The organism is Parafilimonas sp. (assembly GCF_047606085.1).
GTDB lineage: Bacteria > Bacteroidota > Bacteroidia > Chitinophagales > Chitinophagaceae > Parafilimonas.
On the sequence record NZ_JASGEX010000039.1, the window covers coordinates 53,200 to 67,053 of the forward strand.

19 protein-coding genes and 1 tRNA gene are annotated in these 13,854 nt (G+C 41.1%); 10 read left to right on the forward strand and 10 right to left on the reverse strand.

Features of this window, described 5'->3' with window-relative positions:
* Positions 1-32 precede the first annotated feature (32 nt).
* A complete protein-coding gene (locus QM629_RS03440; protein ID WP_415157214.1) occupies positions 33-185 on the forward strand; it encodes a lmo0937 family membrane protein in 153 nt (50 codons plus the stop codon).
* Positions 186-614: 429 nt separating this feature from the next.
* Here the strand turns inward: QM629_RS03440 and QM629_RS03445 are convergent, their stop codons facing one another.
* Positions 615-1,442, reverse strand: coding sequence for an alpha/beta hydrolase (locus QM629_RS03445; RefSeq protein ID WP_415157216.1), 828 nt, complete (start codon positions 1,440-1,442; stop codon positions 615-617).
* Positions 1,443-1,645: 203 nt separating this feature from the next.
* On the opposite strand from QM629_RS03445, the gene QM629_RS03450 reads away from it, so the two are divergent.
* The 4 genes from QM629_RS03450 (at position 1,646) to QM629_RS03465 (ending at position 3,121) form a co-directional block, all read left to right on the forward strand.
* Positions 1,646-1,719 (forward strand) — tRNA-Gln (locus QM629_RS03450).
* Positions 1,720-1,752: 33 nt separating this feature from the next.
* Positions 1,753-2,457, forward strand: a complete 705-nt coding sequence (gene trmB / locus QM629_RS03455; RefSeq protein WP_415157218.1) for a tRNA (guanosine(46)-N7)-methyltransferase TrmB — start codon at positions 1,753-1,755, stop codon at positions 2,455-2,457.
* Positions 2,438-2,632 carry a DUF5522 domain-containing protein gene (locus QM629_RS03460; RefSeq protein ID WP_415157220.1) on the forward strand — a complete coding sequence of 65 codons (195 nt, stop codon included), beginning with the start codon at positions 2,438-2,440 and terminating at the stop codon, positions 2,630-2,632. Before trmB ends, QM629_RS03460 begins: the two co-directional genes overlap by 20 nt.
* A 120-nt stretch (positions 2,633-2,752) precedes the next feature.
* Positions 2,753-3,121, forward strand: coding sequence for an MGMT family protein (locus QM629_RS03465; protein WP_415157222.1), 369 nt, complete (start codon positions 2,753-2,755; stop codon positions 3,119-3,121).
* On the opposite strand, the gene QM629_RS03470 is transcribed toward QM629_RS03465, so the two are convergent.
* The 4 genes from QM629_RS03470 to QM629_RS03485 all read right to left on the reverse strand — a co-directional run bounded on the left by QM629_RS03470 (position 3,122) and on the right by QM629_RS03485 (position 5,886).
* The gene (locus tag QM629_RS03470; protein WP_415157224.1) at positions 3,122-3,547 is read right to left on the reverse strand and encodes a type II 3-dehydroquinate dehydratase; all 426 of its coding nucleotides are present in this window, start codon (positions 3,545-3,547) and stop codon (positions 3,122-3,124) included. It lies immediately after the preceding gene.
* Between the two features lie 121 nt (positions 3,548-3,668).
* Entirely contained in the window at positions 3,669-4,838 is a 1,170-nt protein-coding gene (gene mqnE, locus QM629_RS03475) for an aminofutalosine synthase MqnE (RefSeq protein ID WP_415157226.1), read from the reverse strand.
* 58 nt (positions 4,839-4,896) lie between these two features.
* Complete coding sequence (locus QM629_RS03480; RefSeq protein ID WP_415157228.1) at positions 4,897-5,211, reverse strand: hypothetical protein; 315 nt, start codon at positions 5,209-5,211, stop codon at positions 4,897-4,899.
* Between the two features lie 33 nt (positions 5,212-5,244).
* Positions 5,245-5,886, reverse strand: a complete 642-nt coding sequence (locus tag QM629_RS03485) for a hypothetical protein (RefSeq protein ID WP_415157230.1) — start codon at positions 5,884-5,886, stop codon at positions 5,245-5,247.
* Positions 5,887-6,065: 179 nt separating this feature from the next.
* Here QM629_RS03485 and QM629_RS03490 point away from each other — a divergent pair, with 179 nt between their 5' ends.
* Both QM629_RS03490 and QM629_RS03495 read left to right on the forward strand, forming a co-directional pair.
* Positions 6,066-6,671 carry a DUF4254 domain-containing protein gene (locus tag QM629_RS03490; protein WP_415157232.1) on the forward strand — a complete coding sequence of 202 codons (606 nt, stop codon included), beginning with the start codon at positions 6,066-6,068 and terminating at the stop codon, positions 6,669-6,671.
* Between the two features lie 3 nt (positions 6,672-6,674).
* Positions 6,675-7,694, forward strand: a complete 1,020-nt coding sequence (locus QM629_RS03495; protein ID WP_415157234.1) for a glycosyltransferase family 9 protein — start codon at positions 6,675-6,677, stop codon at positions 7,692-7,694.
* Positions 7,695-7,714: 20 nt separating this feature from the next.
* Here the strand turns inward: QM629_RS03495 and QM629_RS03500 are convergent, their stop codons facing one another.
* Both QM629_RS03500 and QM629_RS03505 read right to left on the reverse strand, forming a co-directional pair.
* On the reverse strand, positions 7,715-8,107 hold the full coding sequence (locus QM629_RS03500; protein ID WP_415157236.1) for a hypothetical protein: 393 nt from the start codon (positions 8,105-8,107) through the stop codon (positions 7,715-7,717).
* 82 nt (positions 8,108-8,189) lie between these two features.
* Positions 8,190-8,492 (reverse strand): hypothetical protein, encoded by a 303-nt coding sequence (locus QM629_RS03505; RefSeq protein ID WP_415157238.1) that lies wholly within the window; start codon positions 8,490-8,492, stop codon positions 8,190-8,192.
* Positions 8,493-8,723: 231 nt separating this feature from the next.
* Here QM629_RS03505 and QM629_RS03510 point away from each other — a divergent pair, with 231 nt between their 5' ends.
* From QM629_RS03510 to QM629_RS03520, 3 genes are all read left to right on the forward strand, one after another.
* The gene (locus tag QM629_RS03510; protein ID WP_415157240.1) at positions 8,724-8,861 is read left to right on the forward strand and encodes a hypothetical protein; all 138 of its coding nucleotides are present in this window, start codon (positions 8,724-8,726) and stop codon (positions 8,859-8,861) included.
* A gap of 86 nt (positions 8,862-8,947) precedes the next feature.
* Entirely contained in the window at positions 8,948-10,219 is a 1,272-nt protein-coding gene (locus QM629_RS03515) for an ATP-binding protein (protein ID WP_415157242.1), read from the forward strand.
* 8 nt (positions 10,220-10,227) lie between these two features.
* Positions 10,228-11,298, forward strand: a complete 1,071-nt coding sequence (locus QM629_RS03520; protein WP_415157244.1) for a response regulator — start codon at positions 10,228-10,230, stop codon at positions 11,296-11,298.
* Between the two features lie 50 nt (positions 11,299-11,348).
* Here QM629_RS03520 and QM629_RS03525 read toward each other — a convergent pair whose 3' ends face one another.
* From QM629_RS03525 to QM629_RS03535, 3 genes are all read right to left on the reverse strand, one after another.
* Positions 11,349-11,735, reverse strand: coding sequence for a DUF423 domain-containing protein (locus QM629_RS03525; protein ID WP_415157246.1), 387 nt, complete (start codon positions 11,733-11,735; stop codon positions 11,349-11,351).
* Positions 11,732-12,235 carry a shikimate kinase gene (locus QM629_RS03530; protein WP_415157248.1) on the reverse strand — a complete coding sequence of 168 codons (504 nt, stop codon included), beginning with the start codon at positions 12,233-12,235 and terminating at the stop codon, positions 11,732-11,734. The genes QM629_RS03525 and QM629_RS03530 overlap by 4 nt, the downstream gene beginning before the upstream one ends.
* A 425-nt stretch (positions 12,236-12,660) precedes the next feature.
* The coding region (locus QM629_RS03535) for a toprim domain-containing protein (protein ID WP_415157250.1) at positions 12,661-13,854 on the reverse strand (1,194 nt) is incomplete at its 5' end.

A 13,854-nucleotide genomic window follows, 5' to 3' on the forward strand; every position in this document is an offset into this window, starting at 1 on the left:
CATTATCACTAATAAAATAAAAACATTTAAGGATGAGAAGTATTTTATATATCATAGCAGTAATACTTGTAATAGGATGGCTGCTCGGCGTTTTTGTATATAGTGTAAGCGGTTTAATACATATATTGCTGGTGCTGGCAATTATCTCATTATTAATAGGCATAATAGGCGGCAAAGGAGCCTGACACAGTTTCTCCAAAAAAATTAATTAAGAACCGGTTTTAAACCGGTTTTTTGTTTTAGTAAAACCTTAATAAACGTTTCACATTACATAATTGTCTGTTGAATGTTCTTATATTCTAACGTAAATTTGTGCCAAAGAACCGCTGAACAACCTCACACAGGAAGAGTCGAGGAATTTTTATGTAACCAATGCAGATACAACCACAAGCTTCAGCGCATTTAAAACATACAGCATCTCAGATTTTGTTGTTGTACTGGATAACGGCGATTCTTATAAAAACCTTCAGCCACCCGATCAGGCATATATTGATGCTGTGCCATAGGCGCCGGTTATAATATGGTTTCTTATAATAATTATGGTTTCAGCAACTTTAATAACATCAGTTTTCAGGGTGGATTATTCTTCCCGCTCAGGTAAACTTTTCTTTCTATCAGTTCATCATTTTGTTGTCGGTAAAATACCGGTGAAAAAACAGTAGCTGGTATTTTACTGCATTATTCCAGTAGGGCCAGTTGTGCTCGCCCGGCCTTTCAATATAATCGTGGTCAATTTTTCTATCCAGTAATTTCTTATGAAGATCCCGGTTTACCTGTATAAAAAAATCATTCACGCCACAATCAACTATCAGAGTAAGCTCCCCGTTTTGCAAAGAGTCGGCAAGGTTTACCACAACGTTTTTATCCCATAATTCTTTATTGGAATTATAAGCACCAAGATACTTTTTTATATCCCAGTTATCGGGAAAAGGCCTGAAGTCAACGCCGCCGCTCATGCTGCCTGCTGCACCAAAAATATCCCGGTGCTTTATAGCAAGGTATAAAGCGCCATGCCCGCCCATGCTTAAACCGGCAATGGCCCGGGCTTTACGGGAAGCGATGGTTCTGTAATGCGCATCAATATATGCCGGAATTTCAAGTGCAACATTGGTTTCATACTTCATGCTTGTATCAACCGGGCTGTTAAAATACCAACTGCCAAAAGCGCCATCAGGGCAAACCACGATAAACCCGTTTTCATCAACGCATTGCAGCAGGTCTGGCGCTTTTGAAACCCAGTCGCTGTAGTTGCCGCTGTAACCATGCAGCAAGTACACAACAGGCAAATGCGCCGTATCAGCATCATATTTTGATGGCGTAATAACAACGCATTTTACATTTTTATGCATGCATTTACTATAAACAGAAATAGTATCAACATCGGCTGCATTAACAAGTAAACAGCTTGATACAAACAAAAAAACAAACAATAAATTCCTCATGCTTAATATATTTTTCTTCTTTCAAAATTAAAGTCACTTCCGGTAATACAATCCCCTATCTTTTGTGCGGTATAAAATCAGGTTGATCTGTTATGGAAAGCCGGCAGGTTTATGAAGCTGAAATTTGGGGAGTTTTGCAGAGAATAAATCTGTCAAACATATTTCTGTACAATCATTAAAACCTCTACATTTGCGCTCCAAATTGCCCGGTAGTATAATGGTAGTATCTCAGATTCTGGCTCTGATGGTCTTGGTTCGAATCCAGGCCGGGTAACCAAATTCTTCACGCAATCCATCTTTCCTTTTTTTAATGGCGCAAAAAAAACTAATTCGTTTCGCAGAACTGGAAACGTTCCCTAACGTTTTGCAATACCCCCAAAACATGCGGGGCAACTGGCATGCTTTCTTTAAAAACAACAATCCCATTACGCTTGAGCTGGCCTGCGGCAAAGGCGAATATGCTGTGGGCCTGGGAAGATTATACGCTGAAAGAAATTTTGTTGGCATTGATGTGAAAGGCAACCGTATATGGAAAGGCGCTAAAACCGCTTTAACCGAAGGCCTGAAAAACACTGCTTTTTTGCGTACCCAGATTGATAAGCTGGAAGATTATTTTACTGCCGGCGAAGTAAGCGAAATATGGATAACTTTCCCTGACCCGCAACTGCGGTTTTCAAAAATGAAAAAGCGCCTGACCCATCCAAAATTTTTGCGCTTATATCAAAACATCCTGCAAAAAGATGGCATTGTTCATTTAAAAACAGACAGTCCTGATCTGTATATTTTTACCAAAGCGGTTATTGATTTATATGAATTAAAAATTATTGCAGACAAAGGCGATTTATATAAAGAAACCGGCTTAAGCGATGAGCTTACCATAAAAACCTATTATGAAAGCCTTGATATTGCCCAAAGCAATAAAGTACATTACCTTGCTTTTACTTTAAGTGCATTCCTGCCAAAAGAAAAAGACGAACAATTAAAAGCATTATTTCGTGAACAGGCGCTTAACTGAAGACGACGATTATTATTTTAACAGCGATGGGCTGGTTGTGTTTACCGCAGCCTATTTATTGCAGCGTGGTTATTGCTGCGGTAATGGTTGCAAAAACTGTCCTTACGATTATAAAAATGTAGAAGAACCAAGAAGAAGTTTGTTGCTGAAGAAAAGGAAGGGAAAGGTTGAATAGTTGACTGGCTGAAACCCGTAAAAGTTACGGGAGTGCACAAGTTCCAAAGGTTCATGGGTTAACTGCATGCGCACAACCCGACATTAAACATTAAACTTTAAACCTTAAACATTGAACTATATGGCTGACACGAAAGAACATTTAAAAGACCTGGCCAATAAACATTCCTTCTTTGAAGACGTTTGGGATGTGGCAAGGCAAATACCCAAAGGCAGGGTTACAAGTTATGGCGCTGTTGCCAGTTATCTCGGTACAAAAATGAGCGCAAGAATGGTGGGCTGGGCAATGACTGCCGCAGGTTATGCAAAGCCTAAAGTGCCGGCGCACCGTGTAGTAAACCGCGTGGGTTTATTAAGCGGCAAAATGCATTTTGGCTCACCCCATGAAATGCAAAAACGCCTGGAAAAAGAAAAAGTAAAAGTGGAAAATGATAAGGTTGTTGATTTCGAAAAACTGTTTTGGGATCCGGCGAAAGAGTTAATGTTGTAATTATTGAGCCTTATCCGCAAACCACTTTACTGCCAGCTCATACCCTTTTAAACCAAGCCCAAAAATACTGCCCACACTTTTTCCCGATATATGGGAAAGCTTCCTGAAATCTTCTCTGGCATGCACATTACTGATGTGCACTTCAATCACTTTTGTATGAATGCCTGCAATGGCATCGCCAAGCGCAACAGATGTATGCGTATAACCGCCCGGGTTTAAAACAATGCCATCGTAACTAAAACCTACACGCTGTATTTCATTGATAAGTTCACCTTCTACATTGCTTTGATAATAATAAAACTCAACAGCGGGAAAAGCCTGCTGTAATGTTTTAAAATAATCTTCAAATGACTGGCTGCCGTAAACATCCGGTTCACGTTTGCCGAGCAGGTTTAAATTAGGCCCGTTTATAATAGCGATTTTCATATCAGAATCTTCAAAGCTTTTAAATTAATACAATGTTACTTGTAGGTTGTCAATTGTGAGTGACATGTTCTGAGGCGCTTTACGCACCATTCACTACTGGCCAATCGCGATTAACTTAACGTCAATTGTAGTATGGATTTACTTCAAGCTCATGCACATCATCTTCAGTATAGTTCTTTATCTCGTTGTACAAGGTATCGCGTTCAACCGGCTCCCGTTTTACCTGTTTAATTAATGAAACAAGCTGCGCTGTTGACAAAGCAGGCGTTTGTTCTTCACTGCCGGCCATTGAATAAATTTTCGTGGTATCATCAATCGTACCGTCAAGGTCATTCACGCCAAAAGATAAGCTCAATTGTGCATTCTGCCTGCCAAGCATGGGCCAGTAAGCTTTAATGTGCGGAAAATTATCGAGGTATAGCCTGGCAATGGCATACACTTTCATGTCTTCAATCAAAGAGGTTTCAGGCACATTGCTCATGTCATTATCCTTGTTGCGGAATTTAAGCGGGATGAATGTATTAAAGCCATGCGTTTCATCCTGCAGCCGGCGCAGGCGCTCTATATGGTCAATGCGATGCCAGTATTTTTCAATATGGCCAAACAGCATGGTGGCATTGGTAAACATGCCCAGGTTATGGGCGGCTTTATGAATATGCAGCCAGCCATCTGCATCAACTTTATCGGCGCAGATCTGTTCGCGTATGTCAGGATGAAAGATTTCAGCGCCGCCGCCGGGCAATGAATCAAGGCCTGCTTCGTGCAGTAACTTCATTCCATCTTCCACACTCAGCTTTGCCTTCCGAAACATATATTCCAGTTCAACGGCCGTAAAGCCTTTTATGTGCAGGTCTGGCCTGTGGGCTTTTATAGATTTCAATAAGTCTTCAAAGAAATATAAATTCATTTTCGGGTGCACGCCGCCCACAATATGCACCTCCGTTACAGGCTTGCCATCATATTTTTGAATAATGTGCATCATCTGTTCCTTGCTCAGCTCCCACCCTTCTTCACGGTGCGCATATATGCGTGAATAGGAACAGAAATTACAGGAGAAAACACAAACATTGGTTGGCTCTATATGAAAATTACGGTTGAAGTAGGTTTTGTTGCCATGCAGCTTTTCCCGTACATAATTAGCCAGTGCGCCCACGTAAGGCAGGCCGGCCCTTTCAAAAAGCATAACGCCTTCATCAAACTGCAGGCGCTGGTTATTTAAAACTTTTTCACCGATCAATCTTAACCCGGCATCTTTTTCGCTCTCTACCAAAGCCTCTATTGAATTATTCATGCTGCAAATTTATGCACGAAATATTAATCACGCCGTTAAAGCCATAACCATTCCGGCATTAATGTATAATCTCCAGCACAAATAATATCGTCATAAAGAAAATGCTGAAAAGGCCTGCCAGGAATGTGTATTCGGCTATGGCTTCATACAGTTCGGCCCGTTTTGTCCTGCTCCGGATAGAGAGGAATGCACATAAACAACTGCACATGAATAATACAAAGGAAACCGCAGTAACCTCATCTATTATTGTTACTGCACCAAACTTGAAAAGTTTTATGGAAGTTAAAACCAAAAAACAAAACCCAAGGAAGTTAGACGAAGCATTAAGTATTTGCGGCGCTTTATTATTGTTGTTATTATTATCAGGTTGCATAGTGCTGAAAGAAATGCGCAGCAGTTGTGCATACTATTTTATTATTAATGTTTTTATCTGCTTCACATTCATAAACTGTTTAAACTTTGGCTGGTAAACTTCTGTTTCCGTATAAGAAAGCGAAACATTTTTGTTTTTAAGCTGGGCAACAGGGTTTTTTATCCACTCATCTGAGCCGGGCACATAGTTATAATAAATAAAATTCAATTCACGGCCGGCAGTTGTTTTAAGGGTAAGGTAAAGAAAATCTTTTTCTTCCACATTAATCACAGTGCCATCTGCACTTTCTGCCTTTTCCGCTTTTGTCTGCGGCGCAGAAGGCAGGCCGAAATTCAGTTCGCTTTCATCGCCATTGGCAGCCATGGCCATAGCAATTTTCATAAAAGAAGGGCAATTTATTTTCATCAGCTCCATAGCCAGGTCTGTTGCTGCCTGCTGTGCGCCATCCATATCGCCGCCGGCCATTACCTTCGTAAGAAAATCAGGCGAAGCCGTAATGCAGTTTAAAAAGGCCTGCTGCAATTCCTGCGCAGAGCCTGAATCGCTTATATTAGCCTTGCCGAGGCAATCGCATACGGTTACTGCCGTGGCATGCATGGAAGTATCTTTGGCCGGTTGCGCCCCGGCACACAAAACAAACGCTATGTCAAATACAAAAACTATTATTTTTCGCATGGAAGGTTTTATTAAGCTGCTCACACCATCGTTACCGTTTCAGGCCGGTTACAACTTGCATAATGATGCAAACATATTCATACAATGATTAACGCAGGTAAATTTATACTTTCATTTACGGTTTCAGCCGCTTTTGTTTACAAAATATTTTCGCCGATTTTTGCCGCATAACGTTATACATGATAAGCAAGCTTTGCAACGAAATATTTGAACAATCCATACAGGATTACCATATTAATGATAATGTGGATACTGCTGAACAAAATCCTTACGGGGCATCTTCGCTTGAGCATTTGCTCTATAAAAAAAACTGGATTGATACCGTGCAATGGCATTTGGAAGATATCATCCGAGAGCCATCTATCAATCCCCTGCTTGCCCTTACCATAAAACGAAGGATTGACGATTCCAACCAGCAAAGAACCAATCTTGTTGAATATATTGACAGCTATTTCCTTGATAAATACAAAAACATTAAGGCCCGGCCCGATGCGAAGTTTAACACGGAAAGCCCGGCCTGGGCCATTGACCGGCTTTCTATATTAGCGCTTAAGATTTATCACATGCGGCAGGAAGCTGAAAGGGCTGATGCCACAGAAGGGCACCGGGTTGCCTGTGCCGGCAAGCTTACTGTTCTTTTGCAGCAGCAGTCCGATCTTTCCGCTGCCATTGATGAACTGTTGCAGGAAATAGCAGAAGGCAAAAAATATATGAAAGTGTATAAGCAGATGAAGATGTACAACGACCCCTCTTTAAACCCTGTTTTGTATGCAAACAAAAATTAAGCAGTGAATACACCTGCACATTTACTGGTTATGCGGTTTTCGGCAATGGGCGATGTAGCCATGACTGTGCCTGTGGTAAAACAATTGCTTCAGCAACATCCTGCGCTCATCGTGACTTTTGTGTCTGATGCAAAGTTCAGCGCCTTGTTTGATGACATTCCCCGCCTTACATTTTTTGGCGCTGATATACATGGCAGATACCATGGCTTTGCAGGCCTGATGAGGCTTTTCAGCCAGTTAAAAAAAATAGAAAATATTACAGCGGTTGCTGACTTGCATGATGTGCTGCGCACAAAACTGCTCTCTTTCCTGTTTAAAATATCCGGGAAAAAAATATCTGTTATTGATAAAGGCAGGAAAGAAAAAAGAGAACTGACACGAAAACATAATAAAATATTGAAGCCCCTGCGCACAGGCTTTCAGCGTTATGCAGATGTATTTACAGCATTGGGCTATCCTGTTGACCTTTCCATAAAACAGGAAAGGGTAAAGCTGCCTGTTAACGCTGTGGTGGAGCAATTATTAAGCAATAGCCATCAAACAAAAATAGGCATTGCCCCTTTTGGCAGGCATAAGGAAAAAACCTATCCCATTGATGAGATGGAAAAAGTGATCGCAGCTTTATCAGCCAAAGACAATACCGTATTTCTTTTTGGCGGCAGTAATGAACGAACGCAGTTTGAAACCTGGCAAAAAGCCTATCCTAACATTATCAATATGGCCGGCAGGCTGTCATTTAAAGAAGAGCTTATGCTCATCAGCCATCTCGATTTAATGATCAGCATGGATTCCGGCAATATGCACCTTGCTGCTTTATATGGCGTGCCGGTAGTGAGCGTATGGGGCGCCACGCATCCTTTTGCAGGCTTCTATGGTTTTGGACAGGATGCTTTCAATGCTGTTCAGGCAGAACTGTATTGCAGGCCTTGTTCTGTGTTTGGCAACAAACCCTGCTACCGCGGCGATTGGGCCTGTATGAATATGATTTCTCCTCTGTGGATAATTGATAAAGCGGATGTGTAATAAAACCGGGCCGCAGCTTCTTATAATAACTTCAAAGCATGTAAAACGGCCTCCATTTCATCAGTGCGGTGTGTGCCTATCAGCACCTTTGTATTATCGTTTAAAATAAGTTGAAGCCCTGTATTCCCGGAATGGATATAACCCCGGCCCATAGGCCCAAGCTTTATTCCCCAGCCTGAATATTCTCTTGCTGCATCATAATTACGCATATACATGGTAAAAAAAGCGGTGATGATACAAACGATTAATGCCCGGAAAAATATTGTGTCCAATAAGCCGGGCGCTCCTTTATCAATGAGTAAAACAATGCTAAGCGCAACAATCAGCAAGCCGATTGAAATTTTGCAAAATAACTGAACCGGCCTTTTGCTGAAACTTTGAACTTCTTCAAATAAAACTTCGGCTTTCATCATTATACATTTACCGGATACAAAATATAAACGCCAAAGGCTCTGCGCTCTGCGGATGGCATGTATGAAATGCTGTTATCAGGTATCAGGCTTTTGCAAGTTTTTCAAGAAGCTCCGCATCAGAAATATCTGCTGAAGCGCCATAGCCCGTTACCAAAATCCCCTTTACTCCATTGGAAGATGTAATGGCATATACGGCTGCTTCATCAGCAGGATCTGAATTGCCTTCATACCTATATACATCCACAATATCAAAATCTTTTGCGGCAAATCTGCCTGCTGTACAGGCCACTACATTCTCTTCAATATTAAAATCAGTTGTATATCCCTGCAGGCGTAATGCATCAATAGCTTTTGAAACCGTATCGTAATGTGTTTTATGCTGCATAAAAAATGATTGAATTATTAATAATTACACTGCCATGGTAAAAGTATTAAAATATATTGTTTTGAAACCGCAATAACAGGCTGAGCGGAGCCGAAGCCTGTTTGTATTGAGCGAAGTCGAAATACATTCAGCATATTGTGCTATGCCGGAAAAAAGGAAGCTTAGAAAAGCCTCCTTTTTCATATAAATAAAACAACAAGATGAGTAGATACGTTTACAAAACAGTAAATTATGTTATACCAATGCCTGGCTTATGCAGAAAAGAATAACCGCTATTCTTTTATTGAATCGTTCCTGTATCGTTTTACATCTGTAAAATTATTGCTTGATACGCCGGCAAAACATGACCGCATGCCTGTTAAAATATGATGCTCGTCAACTTTTTTTTGCCGGAGCTTTGCAGGGTTACGGCGATTAGAAATTAAATTTGGCCGTTCCGTTATATCTGTTGAATAATGCAGGCACATACAAAAGCTAAAACAAATGGTGATGAGCAGTGGTTTGAAGCCCTGTTTAGCTATGCTACTATCGGCATTATAGTAACAGACAAAAAAGGGTTTATCATTAATTTTAATAAACAGGCCGAAAGAGACTTTGGATATAAAAAAGAAGAAATAATAAGCAAGCCGATAGAAACCTTATTGCCCGCAGCCGTAAAAATGAAGCATGAACATTACCGGGCAGATTTTTATGCGCATCCATCGCCCCGCGCCATGGGGCATGGGCGTGATTTATTTGCACAGAAGAAAGACGGCTCTGTCTTTCCGGTTGAAGTAAGCCTGAGCAATTATGAAGTGAACAGCGAAATTTTTGTTATTGCATTTGTTATTGATATAACAGTGCGCAAAGACCATGAACAGATGGTGATAAAACAAAAAGAAGAACTGGAACGTATAACTTCTGAAATAAAACAGCTAAACAGCGGGCTTGAAAAGAAAGTGGAAGACCGTACAAAAATGTTGCGTGAAACTTTAAGCGCCCTGGAAAAATCCAAACTGGAGTTAAGCGATGCATTAAAGGTTGAAAAAGATTTGGGTGAGCTTAAATCAAGGTTTGTCTCAATGGCTTCACATGAATTTAAAACGCCGTTAAGCACCATTCTTTCTTCAGCATTCTTATTGGAAAAATATAACAGCCTGGATGAGCCCGAAAAAAGGGCCAAACATATAAGCCGCATTAAAAATGCCGTAAACGATATGCGGCTTATTCTCGATGATTTTCTCTCGCTTGATAAGCTGGATGAAGGGCTTATTCAAACATCCATGGAAAATATACCTGCCATTGCATTGTTTGGCGACATAAGGAACACCATCAATGAAATACAGGTAAATTGCAAACCCGGCCAAACAATCCAGTTTGAGCATAATGGCTCAGCCGCAGTTTGTATTGATAAGCATCTTTTAAAAAACATCTTTATTAATCTAATGTCCAATGCCATAAAATTTTCACCGGAACATTCTGTGATACATGTTTATTGTACAATTAATGAAACCGGGCTCGTTTTAAGCATACAGGATCATGGCATTGGCATTTCAGAAGAAGACCTGCAGCATTTGTTCCAGCGCTTTTTCAGGGCAAAAAATGCATTTAACATACAAGGCACCGGCTTAGGTTTGCATATTGTAACAAAATACCTTGAATTAATGAACGGGACCATTAAAATAGACAGCAGGCTCAATGAAGGCTCAACATTTACCATATATATTCCCCAAATAATAACCGCATAGATATAGCCATGAAAAAAATTCTTGTTATAGAAGACAATGATGAAGTAAGAGAGAACATTGCAGAGATTTTAGAGCTTGCCAATTATAATGTGATTACAGCCCCCAATGGAAAAACTGGCGCTGAAACCGCCATAAAAGAAATCCCCGACCTGATCATATGCGATATAATGATGCCTGTTTTAGATGGCTATGGCGTGCTGCATTTATTAAACCAGCATGCAGAAACCTACGGCATACCGTTTATATTTCTTACGGCAAAATCAGAAAAGGCCGATTTGCGCAAAGGCATGGAACTGGGTGCCGATGATTATATAACCAAACCTTTTGACGGCATTGAATTAATGAAAGCCGTGGAAATACGCCTGAAAAGGGCAGAAGCCGTAAAAAAACATTTTGCAGGCCCTCAAACAGGCGGCATTGATGATGTGCGCACATTTATTGAGAACCTGAAAAGCACGGGCACCCTTGAGCTTACTTCCGAAGAAAGAGAACTGTATGATTATAAAAAGAAGCAAATGATATATACGGAAGGCCAGCGCCCCAAAGCAGTATATTACATCAAAAGCGGCAAGGTAAAAATCTATAAAACCAATGAAGACGGCAAAGAGTTGATAACAGATATTTTAAGTACCGGCGATTTCGCCGGCTATACGTATGTGCTTGAAAACATTACTTACCGCGAAAGCGCACAGGTGCTGGAAGATGCCGAAATACTGGTGATACCGAAAGATGATTTTTTAAAGCTGGTCTCTGCCGATGCACAGGTTGCCAGGCAGTTCATTAAGCTTGTGGCGCATAATGTGCTTGAAAAAGAACAGAACCTTTTAAGCCTTGCCTATAATTCTTTAAGAAAAAAAGTGGCTTACCAGATCGTTGTTTGGCTCGATAAATTTAATGGCCGCGCTGATAGCAAAAAAGAGATCAGGCTATCGCGGGAAAACCTTGCAAAAGCCGCAGGCATTGCCCCCGAATCGCTTATAAGAACCTTATCCGACTTCAAATCGGAGAAGCTTATAGATATACAGGGCGGCGTAATAATTATACTGAATGAAAACAAACTGAGAAACCTGCCGTATTAATACTTTAAGTGAGTTGGGAATACCAAATCCACCATTCACCAAGCACAACATTAATTCTTAATCGCGGCAAAAGCCAGCAGCAGCCAGCCTGCAATAAAGCAAAGGCCGCCAAAAGGGGTTACAGCGCCAAGCCAGTTCATTTGGGTATTGCCAATCATTTTAAAATAGGAAAGTAAATACAGCGAACCGGAAAACAATACAATGCCGGCAACAAAACACCTGCCGCTCCAGCTTAATAAACTGCCGGGAATAAATTGGTTAACGATTGCCGCAGCAAGCAAAGCAAATACATGATAGAACTGGTATTTTACAGCGGTTTCAAAAATAGCGAGCCCGTCTTCGGGCATTTTTCCTTTTAAGCCATGCGCGCCAAATGCACCGAGCATAACGGATAAAGCGCCTAAAAAGGCCGCTATTATTAAGTAGGATTTATTCATGATGGCGAAAGTATTTCAAGAAAATGTTTTTCTGCAAGATCGCCGCTGTTTAAATGATATTTTGCACTTGAATAAAAAGGCCTTCTTTTGTTGCGCATTTCATAAAAAAAACTTTCAAGCGCTTCATCAGCCACATTGGCTATCAGGGGGCGATGCGATTTTTCTTTTTGCAGCCGTGCAGCAATTACAGAAACCGGTTCATCAATCCAGATAGTAATGCCATTGGCATTCATCCATTCCATATTATCATGAAAGCAGGGCGCCCCGCCGCCGGCAGCCAATATGAAATTCTCTTTTTGCGCAAAGCTTTTCAGTATTTCATTTTCTTTTAAGCGAAAATAGCTTTCGCCCTTTTCGGCAAATATTTCAGCTATTGTTTTGCCTTCAGCGCTTTCAATGGCTGCATCCAAATCGAATGCTGGAATATCAAGCGTTTTGCTTATTTTATACGCCCAGTAGCTTTTACCGCTGCCCATTAAACCAATGAGAAAAATTTTCACGGCGGCAATTTAATGATTGGATTTATTTGCTATATAATTATACAAATCAAAAACAAGCTGCTCTCTCCTTTCTATACTCTACAAGGTGTAAAAAAGTGTTTTGTGTTGTTCGGTTTTAGCTCCCCTCTCCTTTGGAGAACCTGTCCCGACCATTCGGGAAGGGTTAGGGGGTGAGGTCTGACAAAGAAATATTATTCACTGATTTATCCCTTGCGCACTATAAAAATTAATTATTGCTTAATTAAATAATTTCAAAAATGAAAAAGGCCATTTTCATAGGAGTGCTCTATGCTTTTTCATTAACATGCCTACTAATGGCGGCAATAGCAAAAAAATGTTGCTATTTAAATTTCATTTCAATATAGCACCCCCGCTAAAATTATTTCATCTTAACATTATCTTCATTATTTCATCCGAATAGTTACCTAAATATCAATCTTAGCATACTTGGCGTGGCTCTCAATAAAGCTGCGGCGTGGCGCTACCTCATCGCCCATCAGCATGCTGAACACTTCATCTGCATTGGCCAGGCTTTCAATGGTTACTTTTTTCAAAGTGCGCCTTGCAGGGTCCATGGTGGTTTCCCATAACTGCTCTGCATTCATTTCACCCAAACCTTTATAACGCTGCACATGCACGCTGTCTTCCCTGCCGTTGCTTAATTTCTCAATCCAGAATTTACGTTGTTCCTCATCAAAAGCATATTCCTGTTCTTTTCCTTTTTTTACCAGATACAATGGCGGTTGGGCAATATAAACATATCCCTGTTCTACCAGTTCTTTCATATAACGGAAAATAAATGTGAGGATTAATGTGGCAATGTGCGAACCATCCACATCGGCATCGGTCATAATGATGAGTTTATGATAACGAAGCTTTGCCGTATTCAATGCTTTAGGGTCTTCCGGCGTACCGATAGTTACGCCCATAGCAGTAAAGATGTTGCGTATTTCTTCATTCTCATAAATTTTATGTTCCATTGCTTTCTCCACGTTCAGTATCTTACCGCGCAAAGGCAAAATTGCCTGGAATGTTCTGTCGCGGCCCTGTTTGGCGGTACCGCCGGCGCTATCGCCTTCAACCAGGTACAATTCACTCTTCTCGGGATCACGGCTGCTGCAATCGGCCAGTTTACCCGGCAAGCCGCTGCCGCTTAAAACCGTTTTACGTTGCACCAGTTCACGGGCTTTACGGGCAGCCACACGGGCTTGCGCAGCCAGTACAACTTTGCTTACAATATTCTTGGCTTCTCTTGGATTTTCTTCCAGGTAAGCTTCCAATGCCCTTGCCACGGTTGTTTGCACAATACCGCTTACTTCACTGTTGCCCAGTTTGGTTTTCGTCTGGCCTTCAAACTGGGGCTCCGGCACTTTTACCGAAACAATAGCGCTTAAGCCTTCACGAAAGTCATCGCTCTCCACTTCAACCTTGGCTTTTTCAAACAAACCATTCTTATCGCCATAGGTTTTAAATACGCGGGTAATAGCTGTGCGGAAACCGGAAACATGCGTTCCGCCCTCAATGGTATTAATATTATTTACGTAAGAAAATATATGTTCTTTAAAATCGTCGTTATAGGTAAGCGCCACATCAACCGCTACATTGCTGGCCTCATCAAA

Bases quoted from the DNA above. Each gene is read 5' to 3' on its own strand.
- QM629_RS03440 (WP_415157214.1), top strand. From the start codon at position 33: ATGAGAAGTATTTTATATATCATAGCAGTAATACTTGTAATAGGATGG.
- QM629_RS03445 (WP_415157216.1), bottom strand. From the start codon at position 1,442: ATGAGGAATTTATTGTTTGTTTTTTTGTTTGTATCAAGCTGTTTACTT.
- trmB (WP_415157218.1), top strand. From the start codon at position 1,753: ATGGCGCAAAAAAAACTAATTCGTTTCGCAGAACTGGAAACGTTCCCT.
- QM629_RS03465 (WP_415157222.1), top strand. From the start codon at position 2,753: ATGGCTGACACGAAAGAACATTTAAAAGACCTGGCCAATAAACATTCC.
- QM629_RS03470 (WP_415157224.1), bottom strand. From the start codon at position 3,547: ATGAAAATCGCTATTATAAACGGGCCTAATTTAAACCTGCTCGGCAAA.
- mqnE (WP_415157226.1), bottom strand. From the start codon at position 4,838: ATGAATAATTCAATAGAGGCTTTGGTAGAGAGCGAAAAAGATGCCGGG.
- QM629_RS03480 (WP_415157228.1), bottom strand. From the start codon at position 5,211: ATGCAACCTGATAATAATAACAACAATAATAAAGCGCCGCAAATACTT.
- QM629_RS03485 (WP_415157230.1), bottom strand. From the start codon at position 5,886: ATGCGAAAAATAATAGTTTTTGTATTTGACATAGCGTTTGTTTTGTGT.
- QM629_RS03490 (WP_415157232.1), top strand. From the start codon at position 6,066: ATGATAAGCAAGCTTTGCAACGAAATATTTGAACAATCCATACAGGAT.
- QM629_RS03500 (WP_415157236.1), bottom strand. From the start codon at position 8,107: ATGATGAAAGCCGAAGTTTTATTTGAAGAAGTTCAAAGTTTCAGCAAA.
- QM629_RS03505 (WP_415157238.1), bottom strand. From the start codon at position 8,492: ATGCAGCATAAAACACATTACGATACGGTTTCAAAAGCTATTGATGCA.
- QM629_RS03510 (WP_415157240.1), top strand. From the start codon at position 8,724: ATGTTATACCAATGCCTGGCTTATGCAGAAAAGAATAACCGCTATTCT.
- QM629_RS03515 (WP_415157242.1), top strand. From the start codon at position 8,948: ATGCAGGCACATACAAAAGCTAAAACAAATGGTGATGAGCAGTGGTTT.
- QM629_RS03520 (WP_415157244.1), top strand. From the start codon at position 10,228: ATGAAAAAAATTCTTGTTATAGAAGACAATGATGAAGTAAGAGAGAAC.
- QM629_RS03525 (WP_415157246.1), bottom strand. From the start codon at position 11,735: ATGAATAAATCCTACTTAATAATAGCGGCCTTTTTAGGCGCTTTATCC.